Source organism: Acinetobacter lwoffii (genome assembly GCF_019343495.1).
GTDB lineage: Bacteria > Pseudomonadota > Gammaproteobacteria > Pseudomonadales > Moraxellaceae > Acinetobacter > Acinetobacter lwoffii_P.
Genome location: NZ_CP072549.1, coordinates 665,787 through 689,556, shown reverse-complemented (window position 1 = coordinate 689,556; position 23,770 = coordinate 665,787). Strand labels below are relative to the sequence as shown.

The window sequence follows — 23,770 nt, the reverse complement described above, 5'->3', positions numbered from 1 at the left end:
AGCATCCTTGTTCATGACATCTTGAATACTATTTGTGGCTTAAAAATCTTGCTGACTATTTGGCTTTTTTATAGATTGAGCCTGAACCAACCAGATTTCCGGTTTTCTCATCGATTGCAAAATCGACCATACCTGCACCTGCGTTCAACTGAAGCATGCCATTTTCGTTCACTGCAGCGGGCATTGGATTCTTTTTCTCGGTTTTACCGGTTTCCTTATCTTTGATCGTATTGGTAATCAGATAATTTTCACCATTTTTTGAAATAACCAGAATATTTTCAAGTTTTGGATTTTCCACGGTGTTTTTCCAGTTGCCCTGATAATCTGGTGCGGGTGCTTCAGTGGTGTTACAAGCAGTTAAAAGTACTAATAATGGAATTGCTGAAAAATATTTAAGATGTTTCAAAACTGAGACCTTAAGTGTAACGACGCGGCCATTATAGAGAGAAGCCCTTAGGGCTGAAGCAGGTTGTTGTAGGCAAAGCGTTTCAGCAGTACTGGATCTGTTTTGCTTTCGTCATTTTTTGAAATCTGTATCCATATTTTATTCATAAACAGGAGGATTTTAATGATATTGAATCTGATAAAGGTCAAAAAAAATTCCTCAATAGACCATCCAAATCTATTGAGGAGTACCAAAATGGTGAATAAGTAAAGCTTAAAAATTATGACAATAGTTTCGCTTTAAAGTAGTTGAATACAGATTTGGCAGCATGGGTTTTTTCAACCACCTGCTCAGTCCAGTGATTCGGTAGAGAACATTTAGCCAGACCTACCCACACTGTAGAAAACTGTTTCATGAAGCTGGCTTCGTTATAGTGAATACCATATTCTGCACAGAGCGCTTTGATTTTTGGCGCAACCTGCGCATAGCGATTGGCGGGCATGTCCGGGAATAGATGATGCTCAATCTGATGACTCAAATTACCACTCAAGATATGTAGCCAAGTTGTTCCACTAAAATTGCTCGAACCGCGAATCTGGCGTAAATACCACTCGGCACGGGTTTCATTGTCGGTATTGTCCATTTCAAAGGTTTCAGCATCTTCAGTGAAATGACCGTTAAAAATAACAGCAGAAGCCCATAGACTGCGAATCACATTGGCCACCACATTTCCGGTAAATACCGGAATGGCATTTGGCCCGGCAATGATCGGGAAAAATACATAATCTTTTAACACCTGACGGCGCATTTTCTGGCGCAAAGGTGCTGCTTCTTCCCAGACTTCTTTCCAGGTCTTGGTTTTATAGGCAATCACGTCTTCCAGATGCAGGCGTTGCAGGCCAACATACCATTCGAAAAACACCATTAACTGAATGCCCAGTGGAATATTGAACAGAAAGCGTGGTTCCCACTTTTGCGATTCACTGACTCGAATCAAGCCATAACCGACATCATGATCCATCCCGACAATATTGGTATAAGTATGGTGAATATAGTTATGGGTGTATTTCCAGTCATCGCCGGTTGAAATCGTATCCCAATCATACGTCACCCCATTCAGACTCGGATCATTCATCCAGTCAAACTGGCCATGCATGACATTGTGGCCGAGTTCCATATTTTCCACGATTTTGGAAAGACCGAGCAGACCTGTCCCTGCCAGCCATACTGGTGGCAACCAGCCGGCAAACATCAGCATGCCACGTGAGGCAATTTCACTATAGCGGACAAAGTTGCGGATTTTATAAATATATTCGGCGTCTTTTTCCCCCAGATCATCCATGACCTCGCGGCGGATCGCATCGACTTTGGCACCGAATTCCTCAATCTGTTCCGGACTGAGAAATTGGCTTTTGCTATGTCGTTTAAAATCAATTTGCATATTCATGGGAGCACCTTCTTATAGTTTAATTAATGGCTTATCAATAGCTTATAAATTAATTACCACAGGACTCACTGCCTGAGAAATGCACAGTTTGATCTGGGTATTATTACCATGATCAATTTCACCAGTCAGGACATTTCGTACCGAACCACTGACCTTTGTACAGGAACAGGTATTGCAGATACCCATCCGGCAACCATGTGCTGGTCGCAAGCCAGACTTTTCGGCACTTTCCAGTAAGTTGGACTGCGCCTGAAATTCCTGCTGTGATCTTAAAAACTGTACCGGCTGTGCTTTAATTTTTTCATCGACCACAATCTGGAAATATTCTGAATGAAAATTGGATTTCAAATCCAGTTTATCGACGATGCGAAGTGCAGCTTTCATCATCCCGGCAGAGCCACAGGCGTAAATTTTTCGTTCTGCAAAGTCTGGCACCAGCTTTTGCAATAAGCTCTGCGTCAGATGCTGCTGGTGTTCCACAGTATTGAAATGGTGATATTTCAAGTTTGGATGCATGAGAGCCAAGGTTTTCAGTTCAGCATGAAAGGCATCATCTCGAGTGAAATAGATCAGGTCGATCTGTTCCAGAGACTGGATCACTGCTTTTTGCAGCAAGGAATAAATGGCCGTAATCCCACTGCCTGAAGCCAGGAATAAAATCGGCTGCGTGGATTTTTGCAATGTGAACTCGCCTTGCGGCTGTGATATTTCGATCACGGCACCAATTTGCATCAGGCTTAAGGCACGTGACACTTTGCCCTGCTGTTTAACCGCAATGATCAGATCACCATTTTTCAATACCGTCACCACAGAATAATGTCGCTGATGACGTACGCCATCCAGTCCGACAGTCACTGCAATATTCTGGCCGGCCTGAAATGACTTGGCTTTAAAATTATGATTTGGACGTAAGTGAATCTTGAAAAAGTCAGGGCTGATGGCTTGAATGCCCATAACGGCAGCCTTAACTTTTTTGATTGCCCAAGTTGGATAGATTTTTTCACCAATAAAATCAATGAAATCTTCCCGGATCCAATGCGGCTGATAGGTTGGCATGCTTGTCATTTTTATCCCCTTATCCGCAGACAGTTTCATTAATGTACAACTGTCTAATTATTATATTGCTCAGGATAAAGAATTCTCACATTCAGACCATGGCAATACAGGTCAAATTATGTGCCTAAGCCATATAATATGACTTTTTGTCGGACAATATCGTCTAAAAGTAGCGATCAAGGCGATATGGATTGAGAAAAAGCATTTTTAAACAGACAATGCTGCTTAGCCTGTACATAAAAAACTGACCTCTATTCGAGATCAGTTTTTTGACTTCATATTGGGATTTTCAGATTAAATGGCGCGTTAACCTACTGCCTGCTCCAAAAGTATTGCGCCATATAATTCACGCAGATCCTTTTTCAGCATTTTACCAGTACCACTGAGTGGAATCGCATCAACAAATACGACTCGGTCTGGAATCTGCCATTTGGCTACCTTGTCCGCATAATAATCTAGCAAATCAGTTTCACTTAGCTGGCTGTCCGGTTTTTTAATGGCAATCAATACCGGGCGCTCATCCCATTTAGGATGCTGGGCGGCAATCACGGCAGCCATCGCAATTTCCGGATGTCCCATGGCAATATTTTCCAGCTCCACCGATGAAATCCATTCTCCGCCAGACTTGATTAGATCTTTAGAACGATCACTGAGTTTCATAAAACCATCCTGATCCAGCGTAGCAATATCACCGGTATCAAACCAACCGTCAGCAGTCAAAGCTGACTCTTCCTTGCCGAAATAGTGGCTGATGACCCAATGCCCTTTGACCTGTAAATTTCCTGTGGTTTGTCCATCACGTTCAATTTCATGCGTCCCTTTTTCTGCATCAGTCAAACGTAGGTCAACCCCGAATGGCGGACGGCCTTGAGACAGACGAATCTGTAATTTTTCTTCATCAGACAGATGCAAATGTTTGGTCTTGAGCTGATTCGCTGTACCTAATGGACTGATTTCTGTCATGCCCCAGGCATGGATCGTTTCACAATTAAACTGTTCTTTGAAAGCCCTTAGCATGGCCGGTGGGCATGCAGATCCGCCAACCACATTACGTTTTAAGCTTTCCAATTTAGAACCTGACTGATTTGCGGCCGCAATCAAACCTTGCCAGATGGTCGGTACGCCAAGTGCTACCGAAACCTGATAAGTATCAATCAGGTTGACCAGACTGGTGCCATCCAGACCCGGTCCAGGAAGAACCAAAGTGCATCCGACCATTGCAGCGGCATACGGAGTGCCCCACGCATTTACATGGAACATCGGCACCACAGGCAACATAATGTCGGCAGCCGAGACATTTAAGGAATCAGGTAAAATGATGGCATAGCTATGTAATACCGTAGAGCGATGGCTAAACAGCACACCTTTGGGATTGCCCGTAGTTCCCGAGGTATAACACAGAGAGCTTGCTGAGTTTTCATCAATTATTGGCCACTCAAAATCTGCATTTTGGCCGGCAATCAGATCATCATAAAACTGAACTTCTGGAATCGCTTCTCTAACTGCCGGATCAGCCGCATCCAGACAGATAAAATGCTCGACCGAGGTCAACAGCGCTTTCACGGTTTTAATTAAAGGGACAAATGTTTTATCAAACAGCACCACGCGATCCGCAGCATCATTGATAATAAAAATCAGCTGTTCCGGAAATAAGCGCGGGTTAATCGTATGACAGACCAGGCCGCTGCCAGAAATGGCATACCAGGACTCTAAATGGCGATGATTATTCCAGGCAATAGTCGCGACCCGATCTCCCTGCGCCAAGCCGAGTTGTTGTAATGCATTGGCAAAACGTTTCGAGTTTTGGTGAATTTCTCCCCAATTGGTCACTGTAATAGTGGTATCGGTATTTTTGGAAATTACCTCGGTATCGGCATGATAGCGTCCTGCATGTTCAATCATGCTGCTGATCAGTAAAGGCTGAAACATCATATTTCCGAGCATTTTCCACTCCTTTGTGCTTGTTATTGGTCCGTATTTGCGTATCGTTTTTATAGTTACATGATGGCTCGGTCTGAAACCGTAACTTACTTTTTATCATCATGTGGATTGAATTTAGCAAGGAAATCTAACTTTGTAAGTATCGAATTGTGACAAATTAAGCCAAGTGACTGAGGCGTATAAAAATGGGAATATGATTTATGTAGAGATAAAATTTCCACAGAAAATTTGAGACCTGATTTTCACTTTAATTGTCTTGCATCAAGACTCAAGCTTAAAAATAGAATGTCAATAATCCTATTCCTCCCTTTTGTTATATTAAGCATCCTAAAATATGCTATAAATCAAAATAATTAGAACAGTTTTAGTTCAAGAAAGTATATGTATAAGTCTGAAAAACTGGCACAAAATATTCGTCAGATGATTGAAAATGGCGTATGGAAGGCACATGAAAAATTACCTTCACTTCGCGAACAGACCCAATTATCTGGTTATAGCCTGATGACGGTACTCAATGCTTATCAAGAACTTGAAGCACAAGGGCTGGTCTATGCCAAAGACAAATTAGGCTATTACGTTGCAGAACACACTCAAGCGCTGCTCAATAACAAACAGTCCGTCCAGATTGGTTTAAATCCTAAAATTCAAATCAATTCGGTGGTATTTAATTATTTAAAATCGACTCAGTCAGCCGAGATTGTGCCTTTTGGTTCTGCCTTTCCCAATGCAGAGCTGTTATATAACGCTAAATTTATGCAGATTCTGGCGCAGCAGGCCAAAAGAAAAAGCAGTTATAACAATCAGAACCATATGCCGCCTGGTAATCAGGACTTGCGGCAACTGATTGCCAACCGTTATCAATTGCAAGGGATTACCTGCAATCCAGATGACATTGTCATTACGTCCGGCGCACTAGAAGCACTGAATCTGTCTTTACAGGCCTTAACCCAACCCGGTGATTTTATTCTGTTGCAGCAAACCATATTTTATGGCGCTTGGCAGGCAGCCGAACGTCTGGGATTACAGGTGATTACGATTCCAGAACATCCACAGTTTGGCTTTGATCTGGAATCATTTGAACAGGCTTTAAAACAATATCCGATCAAGGTTTGCTGGCTGATGCTGAATGCCCATAATCCGATTGGTTTTACCGTCAGTTCTGAAATCAAACAGAGAATCGCGGAACTTTTGTATGAATATCAGGTGTATTTAATCGAAGATGATGTTTATCAGGAATTAAATTATGGTTCATCCAAACCGCTACCGGTTAAATATTTTGATCAGCATCAGATGGTGCTGCACTGTGCCTCATTTTCGAAAACGCTGGGGATGGGCGCCCGCGTCGGCTGGGTGTATGCCGGCCCATTTTCGGATGCCATTCAGCACTTACAGCTCATGAGCACTTTAACGGTCAGTCCCTTACTTCAAAATGCGCTGGTCGAGTTTATTTCACATCATCATTATGAAAAACATTTGCGGCATTTAAGGCAGCATCTGGAAAAATATAAAAAGAAATTTTATCAGGAACTTAAAGCACGTTTAGGCACCCTCTGTGAAATTTACTATTATTCCAGTGGTTATTTTCTCTGGATTGAGTTGCCTAAAGAAGTCGATGCCCAACAGCTCTATGAACAATTACTTCAACAGCATATTTCAATTGCCCCTGCACTGCTGTTTAAGCCTGAGCCTGCCAGCCAACATTATATTCGCCTGAATTGTTCGTTTGAATGGACAGCCAAGGTTGAAGATGCAGTCAATCTGCTGACAGAAACCATTCTTCAAAAGAGCAAAAGCGCGGATTAATTCATCCACGCTTCTGTTACAGCTCAGACTCTCTCATTGAAAGAAGTCTTAGAAGTTGTAAATAGCAACCGCATTAATACGGTTGTCTTCACCCTTACGACTACTAATCGCATCACCTTCAGTATTTAAGACAGGTCCATAGGCTTCACGCTCACCATAGACATATTCCAAACCAAAACTTAAAGGCTTGGTTGGGCTATAGAAAATATTGGCCCAAGCTTGCCATAAGTCTTTATTGGCTTTAGTTTGATCAACAGCAGCCAAATAACCAGTATCCTGATCAAAATTCATATAGCCATAACCCAATGTACCGCGCAATTTGTCATTAAACTGCTGCGTTAGACCGACTGAAATTGAATCAAATTCACTTTGTAATAAATCGCCATTTGCAGCGGTAATCACACCCGTATTTGCATAAGATACAAAGCTGCTATCGCCTTTGACATGGTAATAGTCAGCTTTGAGCGTTGTACCCGGCACAACATCATACTTGGCACCAAGCCCTACACCCCATGCGGTTTTTTCATCTTCATTGACACGCTTTTCATTCCCCATCGCACGGGCACTGACTGTAAGATTATCAGCAAATTTATGATTTAAACGTGCCGTTAAAGCAGGTAGACGTTGTTTAATACCAGTAATGGTTGCATCTTTAGGATCTTCTACTGCAAATACTAGATTGGTTTCAGGACTGATGGTGCTGGTATAACGAACTTGTGGCGTCCGTTTAATTGAACCGCCAGCATAAACCAATGCATCTACAGTTTCCGGAATATAATCTGGCACTGCAAAGTTCGACCAGGTTTGACCGATCAACCAGTTGGCATAGCTGATATAAGCATGACGGATACGCAAGTTATCAAAGCTTGCGCCGCCCAGAAAATCCACTTCAACTTTACCGCTTAAAGCTTTATCTCCAGCACCGACTGGTGCTTTAAAATCCATGCCTAAACGGGTTGCAGCCAGAGTAGATTTAAATTCATCACTACGCTCACCGACACCTTCTAAAGGTACAGCATTAATCTGGTTATACATACGTGCTGCTGAACCACCTTCAGCCTGATAAGAGGCATCGGCACGAATATTTCCATAAAGATTAAATTCGGCACCACTGGCAATTTTCATTACGGGTTTTGTTGCTGGAGCAGGTGTTGCTGCAACATGTGCAGTGACCACAGCCGTCTGTCTTTGCTGTTGCTCAACCAGTGCGCGTAGAGCCTGAACTTCCTGGCGCAGTTGTTCAATTTCCTGCTGATTCGACTGAGCTGAGGTTTGTGCTTGAGTCGATAAGCTGATGCCCCCTAAACTCATTGCCATCATGCTCATCAGAACTGTGCGCTTGAATGTGATTGTTGGTTGATTAAATAATTGTGTCGTGTTCATCCTAAACTCGCTTTTTATTATGCGTTTCGATTCTAGCAACAGATCACCACCCGTTACGATGGCGATCTATATCATTGGGAATATTATCTTTATTGATTGAAATCTAACTTAATGTGTCGCTTCTTTTGCCAATGGATTCGGCTTCACATCAGGTGTTGCAAGGGCTTGGCCATCTACGGAAGTTTTTAAGTTCACCAGGAAAATTGCCAGCGCAGCGATTACGCCAGGAATCGCAATTGCAAAGAAGTTCATTTGATGTGGTAAATTCATGGTTAATAAAGCACCAGTGAGTACCGGCCCAACAATTGCACCAATACGTCCAATACCTGATGCCCAACCCATACCGGTAGAACGTACCGTCGATGGATAATACTGTGCCACAAAGGTATAGAGCAGAATTTGTGAGCCAATCGTTGCAGCACCTGCCACAGCAATCAAGGTATACAGCACGAATTGCGGACTGTTAAAGCCAAGCAGAATCAATGCAATGGCACCGCATAAGAACATGATAGTCAGCACTTTTTTGATATGGAATTTATCTGCGAGATATCCACCACCAATGGCACCCACCATTCCACCAATATTCAGGGCGAACAGGAAGATCATACTTGCACCCAGCGAGTAACCTGCCTGAATCATCAGTTTTGGCAACCAGCTACCCAAGGCGTAGACCATCAACAGGCACATAAAGAATGCCAGCCAGAACATAAAGGTACTGAAGCTACGGCCTTGTTGAAAGAGTGCTTTTAATGGTGCCTCATCCCCTTTTTGTACTTCATTCAGCACAAACTGGGTATCACTGGTAATGACCTGTGTCGGAGAAATTTTCTGAATAATAATGTGTGCTTGAGCCGTCTGTTGTTTGTTGGTCAGGTACATCAGGGATTCTGGCAGATATTTCCAAAGAATCGGCAAGATGAGCAATGGAATACCGGCAAGCAGGAACATGATTTTCCAGCCAAATTGTGGCACCAACCATGCACCGAGTAGCGCAGAAGTCATCCCGCCAATGGCATAACCACTAAACATCAGGGCAACCAGCGTACTGCGGATACGTTTAGGCGCATATTCGGTCATCAAAGCGACCACGTTAGGCATGACCCCGCCAATACCCAAACCAGCCAAGAAGCGCAAGATTCCAAATTCGATTGGTGATGTGGCAAAGGCACCAATGAATGTGAAGCCGCTAAAAATAGCCACACAGATCATGATGGTTTTTTTACGGCCGAGTTTATCGGACAATGTACCGAAACTCATGGCACCAAACATCATTCCGAATAAGGCAGTACTAGCCAGCATTCCAGCTTGCACTGCACTTAACGACCATTCTTGCATCAGCAGCGGCAATGCCACCCCATAGATGACCAGGTCATAACCGTCAAAGATAATGATCAGTAAACACCAGATCAAAACACCCCAATGAAAGGGTGTGAATTTCGCTTCATCAATCAGCGTATTTATATTCACTTTATTTGTAGACATCTCCACCTCCTAATTGTGAAGTTCAACTTATGCTGCTCACAATGCAGAAAATAGGAAAAAATGTCTAAAACTGAATAGGCATGGCTTTATACCTATAAGGTTTGGGTCAAATTAAACTATTCAATTAATTAATAAATATATTATTCAATCAAGATGTTTTGTAAAACAGGTTTTTTTATAGCGTCCTCATAAGTTTTTGTGCTATATCATTCACACGATTTTTAGCGATTAAAATACCGATCGATCGTATTTTAGCGCTTCAAGATCATAGACTTGATACACAGCATCAAACAGGTAACGGATGTATTCGCTCTCATCCATATTGCGCATGGCCATAAAGACAGGACTCACTGCAAAAGCATCTGCTAGAGGTACAAAGTTGAGATGGGCTAATTTAATGTTTTGTGCACTTTCCGGCACGATGCAGACGCCTTCTCCGGCAGCGACAAAGCCCAGTGCCAGCTGTAACTCACGGACAATCCGGATATTTTTCGGTTCCAGACCATACTCGGAAAATATGCCACGAACCTGGGTCGAAAAATTTGCCTTTCCAGTATTCGGATATAAGAACAGATGCTGATCGACCAGTTCAGATAAATGTATATTTTCTCGATGGGCCAGTACATGACTTGAATGAGCCGCCACCACTAGGCGTTCTTCACGCAATAACACCCGTTTTATCGCAGGATCCGAGATTCTTAAACGGCCGAAACCGACATCAATTCTTCCCTCTTTCAGTGCCTGAATCTGTTCATAGGTATTCATTTCCATCATCTCGATTTTGAGATAAGGATGCTGCTGCTTAAATAAAAATAAAATCCGTGACAACAAACCAAACAATAAAGAGCCAACAAAACCGATGGTTATGGTGCGATCAGCAATGCCAATCCGTTTGGTCATCGATTTTATTTCTTCAGCATTAGACAAAAGTTTAACAGCGTGCTGATAGAAAAACTGACCGGCTTCAGTGGTTTTTAGCGGGCGGCTACCACGCTCAAATAGCTGAATATCGAGCTCTTGCTCTAGATTTTGAATCTGTCGGCTCAAAGGTGGTTGAGCAATAAACAGTTTTTCTGCCGCTTTGGTAAAACTTTGTTCTTCGACGACGGCAACGAAGTAACGCAAATGTCTGAGTTCCATGGCTCTGAATACCTTTAAAGTATAAAAAAATGCTAAATCGATCTTAGACCAATCAACATTATTCTTTTAAGGTATATCAAGTCAAAGCATTAAAGCAAGAATGTGAACCCGTATTATGTATAAGTCAGTTGAAACCTTGCTGGTAGAAATTCCAACCATTCGCCCTCACAAGATGGCAGTGGCGACGATGCAAACCCAGACCCTGGTATTGGTCAAAATCACCACTGAAGATGGTTACATCGGTTGGGGTGAAGCAACAACTATCGGTGGCTTAGGTTATGGTGATGAAAGCCCGGAAAGCGTAAAAGTAAATATTGAAACTTATTTTGCGCCTCTTTTAAAAACATTATCCGGTTTAAATGTTGCACAGACATTACAAGCAATCAAAAAGAATATTAATGGTAACCGTTTTGCTAAATGTGCGATTCAGACTGCACTTTTAGACATTCAGGCACAACGTTTAGGTTTGCCATTAAGCGAAGTCCTCGGTGGCCGCTTACGTGACAGTATTCCAGTTCTTTGGGTATTGGCTTCTGGCAATACCGAAAAAGATATTGCTGAAGCAGAGAAAATGGTTGCGGCAAAACGTCACAACATTTTCAAACTCAAAATCGGTTCTCGTCCGGTAGAAGAAGATGTTGAACATGTGCTGGCAATTAAGAAAGCCTTAGGCAAAGACGTTTCGATCCGTGTCGATGTGAACCGTGCCTGGTCAGAACTGGAAGCGATTAAAGGCATTCAGTTATTGCAAGATGGCGGTGTTGATCTGATTGAACAGCCATGTGCAATTGATAACCTGGACGCCATGCGCCGTCTGACCAGACGTTTTGATGTTGCCATCATGGCAGACGAATCGTTAATGGGCCCGCACTCAGCGTATGAGATTGCCAAACAAAACGGTTCTTCTGTATTTGCAGTCAAAGTTGCCCAGTCGGGTGGCCTGATTGAAGGTTGCGAAGTAGGCAAGATTGCCAAACTTGCAGGTATTGACCTGTATGGCGGCACCATGCTGGAAGGCCCGGTGGGCACAATTGCTTCGGCACATGTGTTCTCTACTTTTGAAAGTCTGGCGTTCGGTACCGAGCTGTTTGGTCCTCTACTGCTGACTGAAGATATTTTGAAAACCCCGCTCAACTATCAAAACTTTGAACTTGAGATTCCGAAAGGACCAGGTCTAGGGATTGAGTTGGATGAAAACAAGATTGACAACTTGCGTCGTCAGTAATTAGGAGAAACCCATGCTTTTCCACGTACGTATGGATGTAAACATTCCACGTGATCTGCCAGTTGAACAGGCAAACGAAATTAAGGCTGTTGAAAAGGCTTATTCACAGGAATTGCAGCGTCAAGGCAAATGGCGTCATATCTGGCGCATCACGGGCCAGTACTCAAACATCAGTATTTTTGATGTTGAAAGCAATGAAGAGTTGCACAACCTGTTACAAGGCTTGCCTCTCTATCCTTATATGAACATTGAAGTGATGGCATTAAACCGTCACCCATCTTCAGTTCGAGATGACGACAGTTGATTAAATGAGCGGATTGGGAGTCACCGGATTCCCCTTCCAAATCGAAAACAGAGGGTACCTCAACAAGGATTGTGGCCAGCCAGATTTAGCCAGCCAATGAAAGCTAAAAAAGTGCGCCACTAAAAGATGAAAGACATACTTTAGGAGCAATAGTATGAATCGCCAAGAAATTGATGCATTAGTTAAGCAAATGAACGTTGATACAGCGACAGGTCCTGTAGATGAACGTGTACAACAAGTTGTTGTGCGTTTATTGGGTGACCTTTTCCAAGCGATCGAAGATCTTGATATTTCTCAGTCAGAACTGTGGAAAGGTCTGGAATACTTTACTGATGCCGGTCAAGCGAACGAATTAGGTTTATTGGCTGCAGGTTTGGGTCTGGAGCATTACCTAGACTTACGTGCTGACGAAGCAGATGCTAAAGCAGGTATTACTGGCGGTACGCCACGTACGATTGAAGGTCCACTTTATGTAGCTGGCGCACCTGAAACAGTAAGCTTTGCACGTATGGATGATGGTTCTGAAGAAGGAAAAATCCCGACGCTGATCATTGAAGGTACAGTGACAGATACTGATGGCAACCGTGTTGAAGGTGCCAAAGTTGAAATCTGGCATGCAAACAGCCTGGGCAATTACTCATTCTTTGACAAGTCACAGTCTGACTTTAACTTGCGTCGCAGCATCATTACCGCTGCCGATGGTCAATATACTGCATTGACTACAATGCCAGTAGGTTATGGCTGCCCTCCAGAAGGCACAACTCAGTTTGTACTGGACAAGCTAGGCCGTCACGGTAACCGTCCATCGCACGTACATTACTTCGTATCTGCACCGGGTTACCGCAAGCTGACTACTCAATTCAACATTGAAGGCGACCAATACCTGTGGGATGACTTTGCATTCGCTACTCGTGAAGGTCTGGTTGCAACTGCGGTTGACGTGACTGATGAAGCTGAAATTACAAAACGTGGTCTGAACGGTCCTTTCAAACACATTCAATTTGATATTGAACTTGTGAAAGAGAAACAAGACGCGCCTTCTACTGAAGTTGATCGTCGCCGCGCTAGCGCTTAATACATTAAGAAGCGGGATATGCCTTGAGATATATCCCGCTGACTTCCCCCTTGGAAAGTCGGAGAAAGGACATGCCTCGTATTCCCGTAATTAACACCAGCCATTTAGACCGCATTGACGAATTACTGGTTGATGATTATGAATCTGGTGAATTTAAACTACACCGTTCAGTATTTACAGACCAGGCCCTGTTTGACCTTGAGATGAAATACATCTTTGAAGGCAACTGGGTTTATCTAGCACATGAAAGCCAGATTCCAAACAATAACGACTTCTATACTACCTATATGGGTCGTCAGCCGATCATCATTGCACGTAACCGTCAAGGTGAACTGAATGCCATGATCAATGCCTGTTCGCATCGCGGTGCACAATTGTGTCGTAACAAGAAAGGCAATAAAGCAACTTATACTTGCCCATTCCATGGCTGGACGTTTAATAACTCAGGTAAGTTATTAAAAGTCAAAGATCCGGCTGAAGCGGGTTATTCAGACTGCTTTAACAAAGACGGTTCACATGACCTGAAAAAGGTTGCCCGTTTTGAAAACTATAAAGGTTTCCTGTTCGGTAGCTTGAATCCGGATGTTCCTTCTCTGGAAGAATACCTGGGTGAAGCGACTAAAATCATTGACATGATCGTGGATCAGTCTGAGCAAGGTCTGGAAGTTTTACGTGGTTCTTCGACTTATACCTATGAAGGTAACTGGAAGTTGACTGCTGAAAACGGTGCTGATGGTTATCACGTGTCTGCTGTACACTGGAACTATGCTGCAACGACTCAGCAACGTAAAGAAAAAGAAGCTGGTGACAACATCCGTGCCATGAGCGCAGGTGCATGGGGCAAACAAGGCGGTGGTTCTTACGGCTTTGAACATGGTCACATGTTACTTTGGACGCAATGGGCAAACCCGGAAGACCGTCCTAACTTTGCCAAGAAAGATGAATACACTGCGCAATATGGCGAAGCTATGGCGAAGTGGATGATCGAACGTTCACGTAACCTGTGTATCTATCCAAATGTGTATTTCATGGATCAGTTTGGTTCACAAATCCGCGTCCTGCGCCCGATTTCTGTCGATAAGACTGAAGTGACGATTTACTGTATCGCACCTGTAGGCGAAGAGCCTGAAGCGCGTACCCGTCGTATCCGTCAGTATGAAGATTTCTTTAACGCTTCAGGTATGGCAACCCCAGACGATCTTGAAGAATTCCGTGCATGTCAGGCAGGTTATGCCGGTATCGCGCTGGAATGGAACGACATGTGCCGTGGTTCTAAACACTGGATCCAAGGCCCGGACGATGCTGCCAATGAAATCGGTTTAAAACCAAAACTGTCTGGTATTAAAACTGAAGATGAAGGTCTATACCTGGCTCAGCACCAGTACTGGTTAGAATTGATCAAAAAAGGCATTGCGACTGAAAAAGAAATTGCAGCATCTACTGAAGGAGAAAACGCATGAGCGACATCACTTTAGAAAATATTGCGCAGTTCCTGTATCAAGAAGCTCGCTTTTTAGATGATGAACAATGGGATGACTGGTTAACTTGTTATGCCCCTACTGCTTCTTTCTGGATGCCAGCCTGGGATGACGACGACAAACTGACTACAGATCCACAGTCTGAAATCTCCCTGATTTATTATCCAGACCGTCAAGGTTTAGAAGACCGCGTGTTCCGGATCAAGACTGAACGCTCATCTGCCACCATGCCGGATACACGTACCAGCCACAACATCAGCAATATTGAAGTTGTTGAACGTGATGGCGACAAGGTCACTGTACGTTTTAACTGGAACACCTTGAGTTTCCGTTATAAAAACAGCTACAGCTACTTCGGTATGTCACGTTATGAAATCGATTTTTCAGGCGATAAACCACAAATTTTAAGCAAATACGTGGTACTGAAAAATGATTACATCAATCAGGTTATCGACATCTATCACCTTTAAGACTGTTTTTATTACAGCCAGGTAAAACCTTTCAGCCAGATGGAAAATTGGCTGAAAGGTCCAGTTACAAAGATTTATATAGGATATTCAGCCATGTCAAACCACAATGTTGCACTTCAATTTGAAGATGGCGTTACACGTTTTATTTCTGTTGCCCAAGGCGAGACCCTGTCTGATGCAGCTTACCGTCAAAAGATCAATATTCCTTTGGACTGCCGTGATGGTGCTTGTGGAACGTGTCGTGCGTTTTGTGAATCAGGTTCATTTGACATGCCTGAAGAAACTTATATTGAAGATGCATTAACCCCAGAAGAAGCAGCTGAAGGCTATATTCTTGCTTGCCAATGTAAACCGACCTCAGACGCCGTATTTCAGATCCAAGCTTCTTCGGAAGTGTGTAAAACTGAAATTCACGCATTCCAGGGTACGCTGGCTCGTGTCGAAAACCTGTCTGATTCAACCATTACTTTTGATATCCAGTTAGATGAAGGTCAACCAGACATTCACTTCCTAGCAGGTCAATATGTCAATGTCGGAATTCCAGGCACCACAGAGACCCGTTCTTATTCATTCAGCTCAAAACCGGGTAATCGTCTGACTGGTTTCGTAGTACGTAATGTACCGAATGGTAAAATGAGTGAATTCTTAAGCGCCAACGCCCAAGCTGGCGACAAAATGACTTTTACTGGTCCATTTGGTAGTTTCTATTTACGTAATGTCGCTCGCCCTGTCTTGATGTTGGCCGGTGGTACAGGTATTGCACCATTCATGTCGATGCTGCAAGTTCTGGAAGAAAAAGGGTCAGAACATCCAGTGCGTCTGGTGTTTGGTGTGACCAATGACTTTGACTTGGTGGCGATTGAAAAACTGAACGAACTTCAAGAAAAATTCTCTTGGTTCGAATACCGCACTGTGGTTGCTAACCCGGAATCTGCTCATGAACGTAAAGGTTATGTCACCGGTCATATCGAAAACGAATGGCTGAATGGCGGTGATGTAGATGTCTACCTATGTGGCCCGGTACCAATGGTTGAAGCAGTTCGCGGCTGGCTCGATGCTGAAGGCGTTAAACCTGCAAGCTTCCTGTTTGAAAAATTCTCTGCAAACTAAGTTCAGACTGAGTCGGAGAATAGAATGAATCATGCAAAAAGATTTGAAAATAAAGTTGTCATTGTGACTGGTGCCGCCCAAGGCATCGGGCGCGGTGTCGCGCTGCAAGTGGCCAGCGAAGGTGCTCAAGTGGTCATGGCTGACCTTTCCCCTTATGTGGAAGAAGTTTTAGCTGAAATTGAAGCTGCCGATGGTGATGCGATTACCGTCAAAGCCAATCTGGAAACGTTTGCTGGTGCTCAATTAGTCGTTGAAAAAGCACTGGATACCTATGGTCGTGTCGATGTCCTGGTCAACAACGTGGGCGGTGCCATCTGGATGAAACCTTTCCAGGAGTTTTCTGAAGAGGAAATTCTTAAGGAAGTGAACCGTTCGCTGTTCCCGACCTTGTGGTGCTGCCGCGCAGTACTTCCGGAAATGATTAAAAATCAGAAAGGGACGATTGTAAACGTATCTTCTATTGCCACACGCGGCATTAACCGTGTTCCGTATTCGGCATCGAAAGGTGGTGTGAACGGTCTGACAGCTTCCCTTGCCTTTGAACATGCCAAAGATGGTATTCGTGTCAATGCAATCGCGACTGGCGGCACTGAAGCACCACCACGTAAAGTGCCACGTAATGCCGACCCACTGACCGAATCTGAAAAAGAATGGATGCAGCAAGTGGTTGATCAGACCATTGACCGTACTTTCATGGGACGCTACGGTACGATTCAGGAGCAAGTGAATGCAATTGTATTCTTGGCTTCGGATGAATCATCTTATATGACAGGTACAGTGGTACCGGTCGGTGGTGGTGATCAGGGCTAGTCCTGATCATCACGATTTTTAACAGGCTCATGGTTAGACGCAAGGAGGCACATCACCAATGAATACCCTGTTTCAGACATTAAAAAATAATTGGTCAATTTCAGCAACTGTTGCAGGATTCTTAGCAGTGCTGATTTCCTATTCAGGGCCACTGATCATTTTTTTCCAGGCGGCACAGCAAGCCCAGGTTTCCCCGGACATGATGATTTCATGGATTTGGGGAATTTCTATTGGTGCCGCACTCGCAGGTATCTTTTTATCGATTAAATACAAAATACCTGTCGTTACCGCCTGGTCTGCACCCGGAACAGCTTTATTAGTCACGCTGTTTCCCGATATTTCGCTCAATGAAGCGGTTGCTGCCTATATCACCTCTGCCGTGGTGATTTTTTTCATTGGGATCACCGGTTATTTTGATAAATTGCTGTCCTGGATTCCTCAGGAAGTCGCTGCCGGAATGATGGCAGGGATCTTATTGCAGTTTGGTTTAGGGCTGTTTACCGCGACCGATACCATGCCCTATATCGTCTTTGGCATGCTGGCGGTATTTTTGCTGGCCAAGCGTTTCAGTCCACGCTATGCCATGGTCTGGGTACTGGTTGCCGGTGTGGTTTTAAGTATGTTACTGGGCAAGATTAACCCGGTCACGGCAGATTTTAGTCTGGCAATTCCGCAATTTATTGCACCGGAATGGACCTGGAGTTCAACCCTGAATCTGGCCCTCCCCCTGATTCTGGTCAGCCTGTCTGGCCAGTTTTTACCGGGCATGGCGATTATCAAACTCAGTGGTTATGACATGCCCGCCAAGCCGATTATCAGTGCGACCAGTATTGCCTCGCTTGCAGTGGCCTGTGTGGGGGGTATTACCATCGTATTGGCATCTATCACGGCTGCTTTGTGTTTAGGCAAAGACGCGCACGAACTGAAAGAAAAGCGTTATATCGCCGGCGTGGCGAATGGGCTTTTTTATATTTTAGGCGGCTTATTTGCCGGCAGCATTGTCATGCTGTTTAGCCTGATGCCCAAAGAATTAATTGCGGCTTTGGCAGGACTGGCATTGCTCGGTGCGATTGCCACCAACATTTCCGTGGCCATGGGCAAAGAGTCACAACGTGATGCAGCGCTTATCACCTTTTTAGCGACTGCTTCCGGCATGCATTTCTTGGGACTGAGTTCAGTCTTTTGGGGAATTTGCATTGGCCTGGTAGCACATTTTCTGCTGTCACAGAAAAACCGTAACGCAGTTCCGGTTACAGCATCAGATTCAAAACGAGTTTAAAGACATCCATCAGTTTAGGATATGTAAGGACCAGATTATGATAGATAAAAGTTCATTATCATTGAAAGAAGCACTCTCCCAGATCAAGGACGGTTCTACCATTATGATCGGTGGTTTCGGTACAGCGGGTCAGCCTGCTGAACTGATTGATGGTCTAATCGAATTGGGTATTAAAGACCTGATTATTGTCAACAACAATGCCGGTAATGGCGACTATGGTCTGGCTAAATTACTCAAAGCTGGTGCAGTGCGTAAAATCATCTGCTCATTCCCGCGTCAGTCTGATTCCTGGGTATTTGACGAATTATATCGTGCTGGAAAAATTGAGCTGGAACTGGTACCGCAAGGTAATCTGGCTTGCCGTATTCAGGCAGCAGGTATGGGCTTAGGTCCAATCTACACGCCTACCGGTTTTGGTACTTTGCTGGCTGAAGGCAAACCGACCATGAACTACGAAGGTAAAGACTACGTTTTAGAAAATCCAATTAAAGCTGACTTTGCTTTAATTAAAGCTTCTAAAGGCGACCGTTGGGGCAATCTGGTCTACCGTAAATCTGCGCGTAACTTCGGCCCGATTATGGCGATGGCGGCTGATGTGACGATTGCTCAAGTTTCTGAAGTGGTTGAACTCGGTGCACTGGATCCAGAGCACATCATCACCCCGGGAATTTTTGTTCAACACGTTGTTCAAGTTAAACCTGCACAATAATTGGCATCGGAGATAAATAATGAGCTATAGCAAACTGACCCGTGACCAGATCGCTGAACGTGTGGCACAAGACATTCCTGATGGCGCTTATGTGAACCTCGGTATTGGTTTACCGACCAAGATTTCCAGCTACCTGCCAAGCGATAAAGACGTCTTCCTGCATTCTGAAAATGGTTTACTGGCTTTCGGCCCTCCTCCTGCTGAAGAAGACCGCGATCCTGAGCTGATCAATGCCGGCAAAGAATTCGTAACTTTACTTGAAGGTGGTTCTTTCTTCCATCACGGTGATTCATTCGCGATGATGCGTGGCGGTCACTTAGACATCGCTGTATTAGGTGCATTCCAGGTCGCTGAAAATGGTGACTTGGCGAATTGGCATACTGGTGCACCGGATGCGATTCCAGCAGTCGGCGGTGCAATGGATCTGGCTGTGGGTGCGAAAAAAGTCTTTATCACCACCGATCACGTGACCAAAAAAGGCGAGCCAAAAATCGTGGCTGAACTGTCTTATCCGGCTACTGGCCTGAAATGTGTTGACCGTATCTATACCGACCTCTGCGTGATTGATGTCACCCCTGAAGGGATGAAAGTGATTGAGAAAGTTGAAGGTCTGTCATTTGAAGAATTGCAGTCGTTGACTGGTGCCAAACTGATTGATGCGACTCGATGAGTATAAATAGACAGACATCGCTATTTTTAAACGACACATTGAATAGAGATTGAACGTTCCTTCTCCCTCTGGGAGAAGGTTAGGATGAGGGGAATTTCCAGACATCCTCTCCCTAACCCTCTCCTTCAAAGGAGAGGGAACTTTATAAAGAAGAGAATACTCCATGAAAAACGCATATATTATCGATGCCATCCGTACCCCATTCGGCCGTTATGCCGGTGGTCTCGCACCTGTCCGTGCAGATGACCTTGGGGCGCTGCCAATTAAAGCCTTAATGGAACGTAATCCATCGGTGAACTGGGAACAGGTCGATGACGTGATCTATGGCTGTGCCAACCAGGCCGGTGAAGATAACCGTAACGTCGGTCGCATGTCTTCGCTGCTTGCAGGCCTGCCTTATCAGGTTCCAGCAACGACCGTGAACCGTCTTTGTGGCTCATCAATGGATGCAATCGCAATGGCAGCACGGGCGATTAAAGCCGGTGAAGCCAATCTGATCATTGCCGGCGGTGTAGAAAGCATGTCGCGTGCCCCATTCGTGATGGGCAAGTCAGAAACGGCGTATGGCCGTAGCCAAAAGATTGAAGACACCACCATGGGCTGGCGTTTCATCAACCCGAAACTGAAAGAAATGTACGGTGTGGAAACCATGCCGCAAACCGCTGAAAATCTGGCGGAGCAGTTCAACATCAACCGTGCAGACCAGGATCAGTTTGCCCTGACCAGCCAGCAACGTACCGCAGCAGCGCAGGCCAATGGTTTCTTTGCCAATGAAATTATTCCTGTAGTGATTCCACAGCGTAAAGGCGATCCGGTGGTTGTGGATACTGATGAACATCCACGTGCTTCAACCACAGCAGAAGCTCTGGCAAAACTGAAACCTGTGGTGAAAGCAGACGGTACAGTAACGGCGGGTAATGCTTCAGGGATTAACGATGGTGCGGCTGCCCTATTAATTGCATCTGACGAAGCGGTTGCTCAACACGGCTTAAAACCACGTGCCAAAATTATTGGTTCAACCGTCGTTGGTGTTGAACCACGCATCATGGGCTTCGGTCCTGCACCTGCCATCAAGAAACTGTTGGCACAAACCGGTCTGACTTTAGAGCAGATGGATGTGATCGAGCTGAATGAAGCCTTTGCAGCACAAGCTTTGGCTTGTACGCGTGACTTGGGTATCGAAGACGGTTCAGAGAAAGTCAATCCAAATGGCGGTGCGATTGCCTTAGGTCATCCACTGGGTGCATCTGGCGCGCGTTTGGTGACGACTGCACTGAACCAACTGGAACAGACTGGTGGTCAATACGCTCTATGTTCAATGTGTATTGGTGTCGGTCAAGGCATCGCTTTGATTATTGAACGCGTCTAACAACCTATTAAAAAGATAAACCTCCTCCCTTTTTTAAAGGGAGGTCGGGAGGGATTTCAATGCCAACATTTACATCCAACGATGCCCAGATCAATTACCAGACCTTTGGTGATGCCAGCAAATCTGCCCTGGTTTTTTCTAATTCATTGGGTACTAAATTCAGCATGTGGCAACCACAAATTGAATTTTTCCAGCAAGACTATTTTGTCATTTGCTATGACACTCGTGGTCATGGCGCTTCCTCTGCACCACAAGGTCCGTATAGCCTGGACCAGCTAGGACAGGATGTAGTGAATCTGCTGGATCACCTGAACATCCAGAAAGCCGCTTTCTGTGGTATCTCGATGGGCGGTTTAACCGGTCAATGGTTAGCGATTAACAAGCCTGAACGTTTTAGCCACGTGATTATCTGCAATACGGCTGCCAAGATTGGTCAGGAACAAGCCTGGCTGGAACGTGCCGCGTTGGTGCGTGAACAAGGTCTGGCACCGATTGCATCAACTGCAGCATCACGCTGGTTTACCGAACCCTTTATCCAAAGCAACGCAGCGACAGTTGCAGAACTTTCAAACGACCTTGGAGCTGGCAGCCCGGAAGGTTATGCAAGTTGTTGCGAAGCTTTGGCTAAGGCGGATTTACGTGAACAGATCAAAACGATTTCAGTGCCGGTACTGATTGTGGCCGGTCAGCAAGACCCTGTAACGACTGTGGCTGATGGTCAGTATATGGTTGATCGTATTGCCAATAGCCAACTGTTTGAAATCAATACCTCGCACATTTCCAATGTGGAACAACCTGAGGCCTTTAATCAGGCAGTTCAGAAATTTATCGCAGCTTAAACAATAAATGCAAAGAAAAAGCCACTGTTGATCAGTGGCTTTTTTATACTTAGATTTAAAAAATTAGTGCTGCATCAGGCCCAGATTACTAGAATCGCCGCAATCACTACCAAGCCTAGTCCCCAATGCTCCGCACGTGCCAGTTTATCTTTAAAGAAATATGCCGAAATCAGTATACTAAACAGAATCTCAATTTGTCCTAAGGTTTTCACGACCGGCACACTCATCATGCTCATGGCAGTAAACCAGCCGAGTGATGCCATAAAACTGCACACACTCACCTTAAAAGTTAAGCCCAGACGCTGCCACATGGCCACTAAAGTCTGGCGACTGAATAGGCTGAGGTAAAGCAGCATACTCAGGCACTGAAAACTGATCACCATTAACAGCACCCAGGCCGCACGATGCAAGGTGGGTAAAGTGCTTAATTCCAGACTGGCTTCGCGTACCAGAAGCGAGGTAATGGCAAAACTTAATCCACTGCCAATCCCGATCGCCAATGTTCTCGCTGAAAACCCGCTGACCTGTTGGCCTTTACTCAATAAAAATACCGCATATCCGCCCAGCGCCACACCAATCCAGGCCAGAAATGACAAATGATCTGCTAAAAAGGTCACGCCAATAATGGCTGCAAGAATGGCTTCACTTTTCGCCAGCCCCACCCCAACGGCATAATTTTTTTGCTTGAACAGTTGTACCATCAGCGCCGTAGCTAAAATCTGACTGCAACCCGCAATCACCACATAGACCCAGAACTTGGGCGTGAAGTGAATCACACTTTCAACTGGCTTGAAATAATACAGGCTGCTCAGGTAAAGCGCAGCGAATGGCAAACCGAAAATAAAGCGTGCCAGGGTGACTCCCCACACATCGACCGTGGTGCTGAGCTGTTTTTGAAAGGCGTTGCGCCAAGCCTGCATAAATGCAGCCATTAAAGTGAAGAAAATCCAGCTGAATGCCATCTACTGATCGCTATTACCTCAAAAGTAAATTAATTCTATGCCTTAGTAAAAGCGCTGACTAATTAAAAATAGGATACTCGCCGATAGCGGAAAGTTTGGATTACTTTCTAAATTCACTCACTAATTTGGCAAGTTGCTCCATTCCATCAAAGGTGGTTGGAATCTTGTCATCAGATGAAACTAGCGGTGAAAAGATAATATTTTCAAATTTCTCAAAGCCTGCTGCATTTTTCTTATGCAGTTTTTCTGAATCTTCAGCATAGTTATGGATGAACTGACACAGTGCCATGCGAAGTTCTAGCTGCATCATTTGAGATTGGACTGCTCTTTTGTCTTGTAAAGAAATTTTTAAAAGATATAACGTAATTAAAATTAAAGTAATGAAGGGAATAGAAATAAACCACATACCAGTAGGTAGCTTTCCATCAAAATAGAAAAATGCTCCAATTAATGCACCTAATTCCACAAAAGGTATAGAAAACATTGTTGCTGCAACAAAGCTATAAGTACCTTTTGCATTATCTAACTCTATTTTTTTCTGATCATAAAGCTCTTTAAAACCTTTATTGAGCAAAACGAAATCATAAGTTTGTTTATTTTTTTCAAGACGCTTTTCTAATTCTGATACTTCACTTTTTTTAGATTCAAATGTACTAGTCCAAGCATCAATTTTTTCTATATTTCTGTGATTAGACTCTAAATATTCAATATATTTTGAAAAATGATCAGGTGTTAAAGTTTCAATTATTTTTTGAAAATTTGGATTAGAATAAACTTTACTTAACAGTTTAAATGGCAATTTATCTAGGGTGTGTTGACACTTTTAGCTTAAA

General features: G+C 44.2%; 22 protein-coding genes. 13 read left to right on the top strand and 9 right to left on the bottom strand.

Features of this window, described 5'->3' with window-relative positions; translation table 11 throughout:
• Positions 1 to 55: 55 nt before the first annotated feature.
• From J7649_RS03285 to J7649_RS03270, 4 genes are all read right to left on the bottom strand, one after another.
• On the bottom strand, positions 56 to 406 hold the full coding sequence (locus J7649_RS03285) for a hypothetical protein (protein WP_004280391.1): 351 nt from the start codon (positions 404 to 406) through the stop codon (positions 56 to 58).
• Between the two features lie 259 nt (positions 407 to 665).
• Positions 666 to 1,832 (bottom strand): fatty acid desaturase family protein, encoded by a 1,167-nt coding sequence (locus J7649_RS03280; protein WP_376699629.1) that lies wholly within the window; start codon positions 1,830 to 1,832, stop codon positions 666 to 668.
• Positions 1,833 to 1,874: 42 nt separating this feature from the next.
• Positions 1,875 to 2,897 (bottom strand): flavin reductase family protein, encoded by a 1,023-nt coding sequence (locus J7649_RS03275; RefSeq protein WP_219309352.1) that lies wholly within the window; start codon positions 2,895 to 2,897, stop codon positions 1,875 to 1,877.
• Positions 2,898 to 3,194: 297 nt separating this feature from the next.
• Positions 3,195 to 4,832 carry a long-chain-fatty-acid--CoA ligase gene (locus J7649_RS03270; protein WP_219309350.1) on the bottom strand — a complete coding sequence of 546 codons (1,638 nt, stop codon included), beginning with the start codon at positions 4,830 to 4,832 and terminating at the stop codon, positions 3,195 to 3,197.
• A gap of 378 nt (positions 4,833 to 5,210) precedes the next feature.
• Here J7649_RS03270 and J7649_RS03265 point away from each other — a divergent pair, with 378 nt between their 5' ends.
• Complete coding sequence (locus J7649_RS03265) at positions 5,211 to 6,632, top strand: aminotransferase-like domain-containing protein (RefSeq protein ID WP_219309348.1); 1,422 nt, start codon at positions 5,211 to 5,213, stop codon at positions 6,630 to 6,632.
• Positions 6,633 to 6,680: 48 nt separating this feature from the next.
• Here J7649_RS03265 and J7649_RS03260 read toward each other — a convergent pair whose 3' ends face one another.
• The 3 genes from J7649_RS03260 to J7649_RS03250 all read right to left on the bottom strand — a co-directional run bounded on the left by J7649_RS03260 (position 6,681) and on the right by J7649_RS03250 (position 10,637).
• A complete protein-coding gene (locus tag J7649_RS03260; protein WP_219309346.1) occupies positions 6,681 to 8,015 on the bottom strand; it encodes a DcaP family trimeric outer membrane transporter in 1,335 nt (444 codons plus the stop codon).
• Between the two features lie 108 nt (positions 8,016 to 8,123).
• Positions 8,124 to 9,497 carry an MFS transporter gene (locus tag J7649_RS03255; RefSeq protein WP_219309344.1) on the bottom strand — a complete coding sequence of 458 codons (1,374 nt, stop codon included), beginning with the start codon at positions 9,495 to 9,497 and terminating at the stop codon, positions 8,124 to 8,126.
• Between the two features lie 228 nt (positions 9,498 to 9,725).
• Complete coding sequence (locus J7649_RS03250; protein ID WP_219309342.1) at positions 9,726 to 10,637, bottom strand: LysR family transcriptional regulator; 912 nt, start codon at positions 10,635 to 10,637, stop codon at positions 9,726 to 9,728.
• A gap of 115 nt (positions 10,638 to 10,752) precedes the next feature.
• Between J7649_RS03250 and J7649_RS03245 the strand changes: the two genes are divergently transcribed.
• The 12 genes from J7649_RS03245 (at position 10,753) to pcaD (ending at position 21,975) form a co-directional block, all read left to right on the top strand.
• Positions 10,753 to 11,862 carry a muconate/chloromuconate family cycloisomerase gene (locus J7649_RS03245; RefSeq protein WP_004647035.1) on the top strand — a complete coding sequence of 370 codons (1,110 nt, stop codon included), beginning with the start codon at positions 10,753 to 10,755 and terminating at the stop codon, positions 11,860 to 11,862.
• Positions 11,863 to 11,875: 13 nt separating this feature from the next.
• The gene (gene catC / locus J7649_RS03240; RefSeq protein ID WP_004647036.1) at positions 11,876 to 12,166 is read left to right on the top strand and encodes a muconolactone Delta-isomerase; all 291 of its coding nucleotides are present in this window, start codon (positions 11,876 to 11,878) and stop codon (positions 12,164 to 12,166) included.
• Positions 12,167 to 12,320: 154 nt separating this feature from the next.
• Positions 12,321 to 13,241, top strand: coding sequence for a catechol 1,2-dioxygenase (gene catA, locus J7649_RS03235; protein ID WP_005246248.1), 921 nt, complete (start codon positions 12,321 to 12,323; stop codon positions 13,239 to 13,241).
• A gap of 71 nt (positions 13,242 to 13,312) precedes the next feature.
• Positions 13,313 to 14,701 carry a benzoate 1,2-dioxygenase large subunit gene (benA, locus tag J7649_RS03230; protein WP_219309339.1) on the top strand — a complete coding sequence of 463 codons (1,389 nt, stop codon included), beginning with the start codon at positions 13,313 to 13,315 and terminating at the stop codon, positions 14,699 to 14,701.
• Positions 14,698 to 15,189 (top strand): benzoate 1,2-dioxygenase small subunit, encoded by a 492-nt coding sequence (gene benB, locus J7649_RS03225; RefSeq protein WP_071320743.1) that lies wholly within the window; start codon positions 14,698 to 14,700, stop codon positions 15,187 to 15,189. The genes benA and benB overlap by 4 nt, the downstream gene beginning before the upstream one ends.
• A 93-nt stretch (positions 15,190 to 15,282) precedes the next feature.
• Positions 15,283 to 16,299 (top strand): benzoate 1,2-dioxygenase electron transfer component BenC, encoded by a 1,017-nt coding sequence (gene benC, locus J7649_RS03220; RefSeq protein WP_219309336.1) that lies wholly within the window; start codon positions 15,283 to 15,285, stop codon positions 16,297 to 16,299.
• A 24-nt stretch (positions 16,300 to 16,323) separates the two neighbouring features.
• Positions 16,324 to 17,109, top strand: a complete 786-nt coding sequence (gene benD / locus J7649_RS03215) for a benzoate diol dehydrogenase BenD (RefSeq protein WP_219309334.1) — start codon at positions 16,324 to 16,326, stop codon at positions 17,107 to 17,109.
• A gap of 58 nt (positions 17,110 to 17,167) precedes the next feature.
• On the top strand, positions 17,168 to 18,388 hold the full coding sequence (gene benE / locus J7649_RS03210; protein WP_219309332.1) for a benzoate/H(+) symporter BenE: 1,221 nt from the start codon (positions 17,168 to 17,170) through the stop codon (positions 18,386 to 18,388).
• 37 nt (positions 18,389 to 18,425) lie between these two features.
• Positions 18,426 to 19,097: a 3-oxoacid CoA-transferase subunit A gene (locus J7649_RS03205; protein ID WP_004731110.1), complete on the top strand. Its 672-nt coding sequence runs from the start codon at positions 18,426 to 18,428 to the stop codon at positions 19,095 to 19,097.
• A gap of 19 nt (positions 19,098 to 19,116) precedes the next feature.
• Positions 19,117 to 19,767 (top strand): 3-oxoacid CoA-transferase subunit B, encoded by a 651-nt coding sequence (locus J7649_RS03200; RefSeq protein WP_076753613.1) that lies wholly within the window; start codon positions 19,117 to 19,119, stop codon positions 19,765 to 19,767.
• A gap of 163 nt (positions 19,768 to 19,930) precedes the next feature.
• Positions 19,931 to 21,136, top strand: a complete 1,206-nt coding sequence (gene pcaF / locus J7649_RS03195; protein ID WP_219309330.1) for a 3-oxoadipyl-CoA thiolase — start codon at positions 19,931 to 19,933, stop codon at positions 21,134 to 21,136.
• A gap of 59 nt (positions 21,137 to 21,195) precedes the next feature.
• Complete coding sequence (pcaD, locus tag J7649_RS03190) at positions 21,196 to 21,975, top strand: 3-oxoadipate enol-lactonase (protein ID WP_219309328.1); 780 nt, start codon at positions 21,196 to 21,198, stop codon at positions 21,973 to 21,975.
• 74 nt (positions 21,976 to 22,049) lie between these two features.
• Here pcaD and J7649_RS03185 read toward each other — a convergent pair whose 3' ends face one another.
• Positions 22,050 to 22,937 carry a DMT family transporter gene (locus tag J7649_RS03185; protein WP_219309326.1) on the bottom strand — a complete coding sequence of 296 codons (888 nt, stop codon included), beginning with the start codon at positions 22,935 to 22,937 and terminating at the stop codon, positions 22,050 to 22,052.
• Between the two features lie 100 nt (positions 22,938 to 23,037).
• Positions 23,038 to 23,736: a hypothetical protein gene (locus tag J7649_RS16760; protein ID WP_228738659.1), complete on the bottom strand. Its 699-nt coding sequence runs from the start codon at positions 23,734 to 23,736 to the stop codon at positions 23,038 to 23,040.
• Between the last annotated feature and the right edge of the window lie 34 nt (positions 23,737 to 23,770).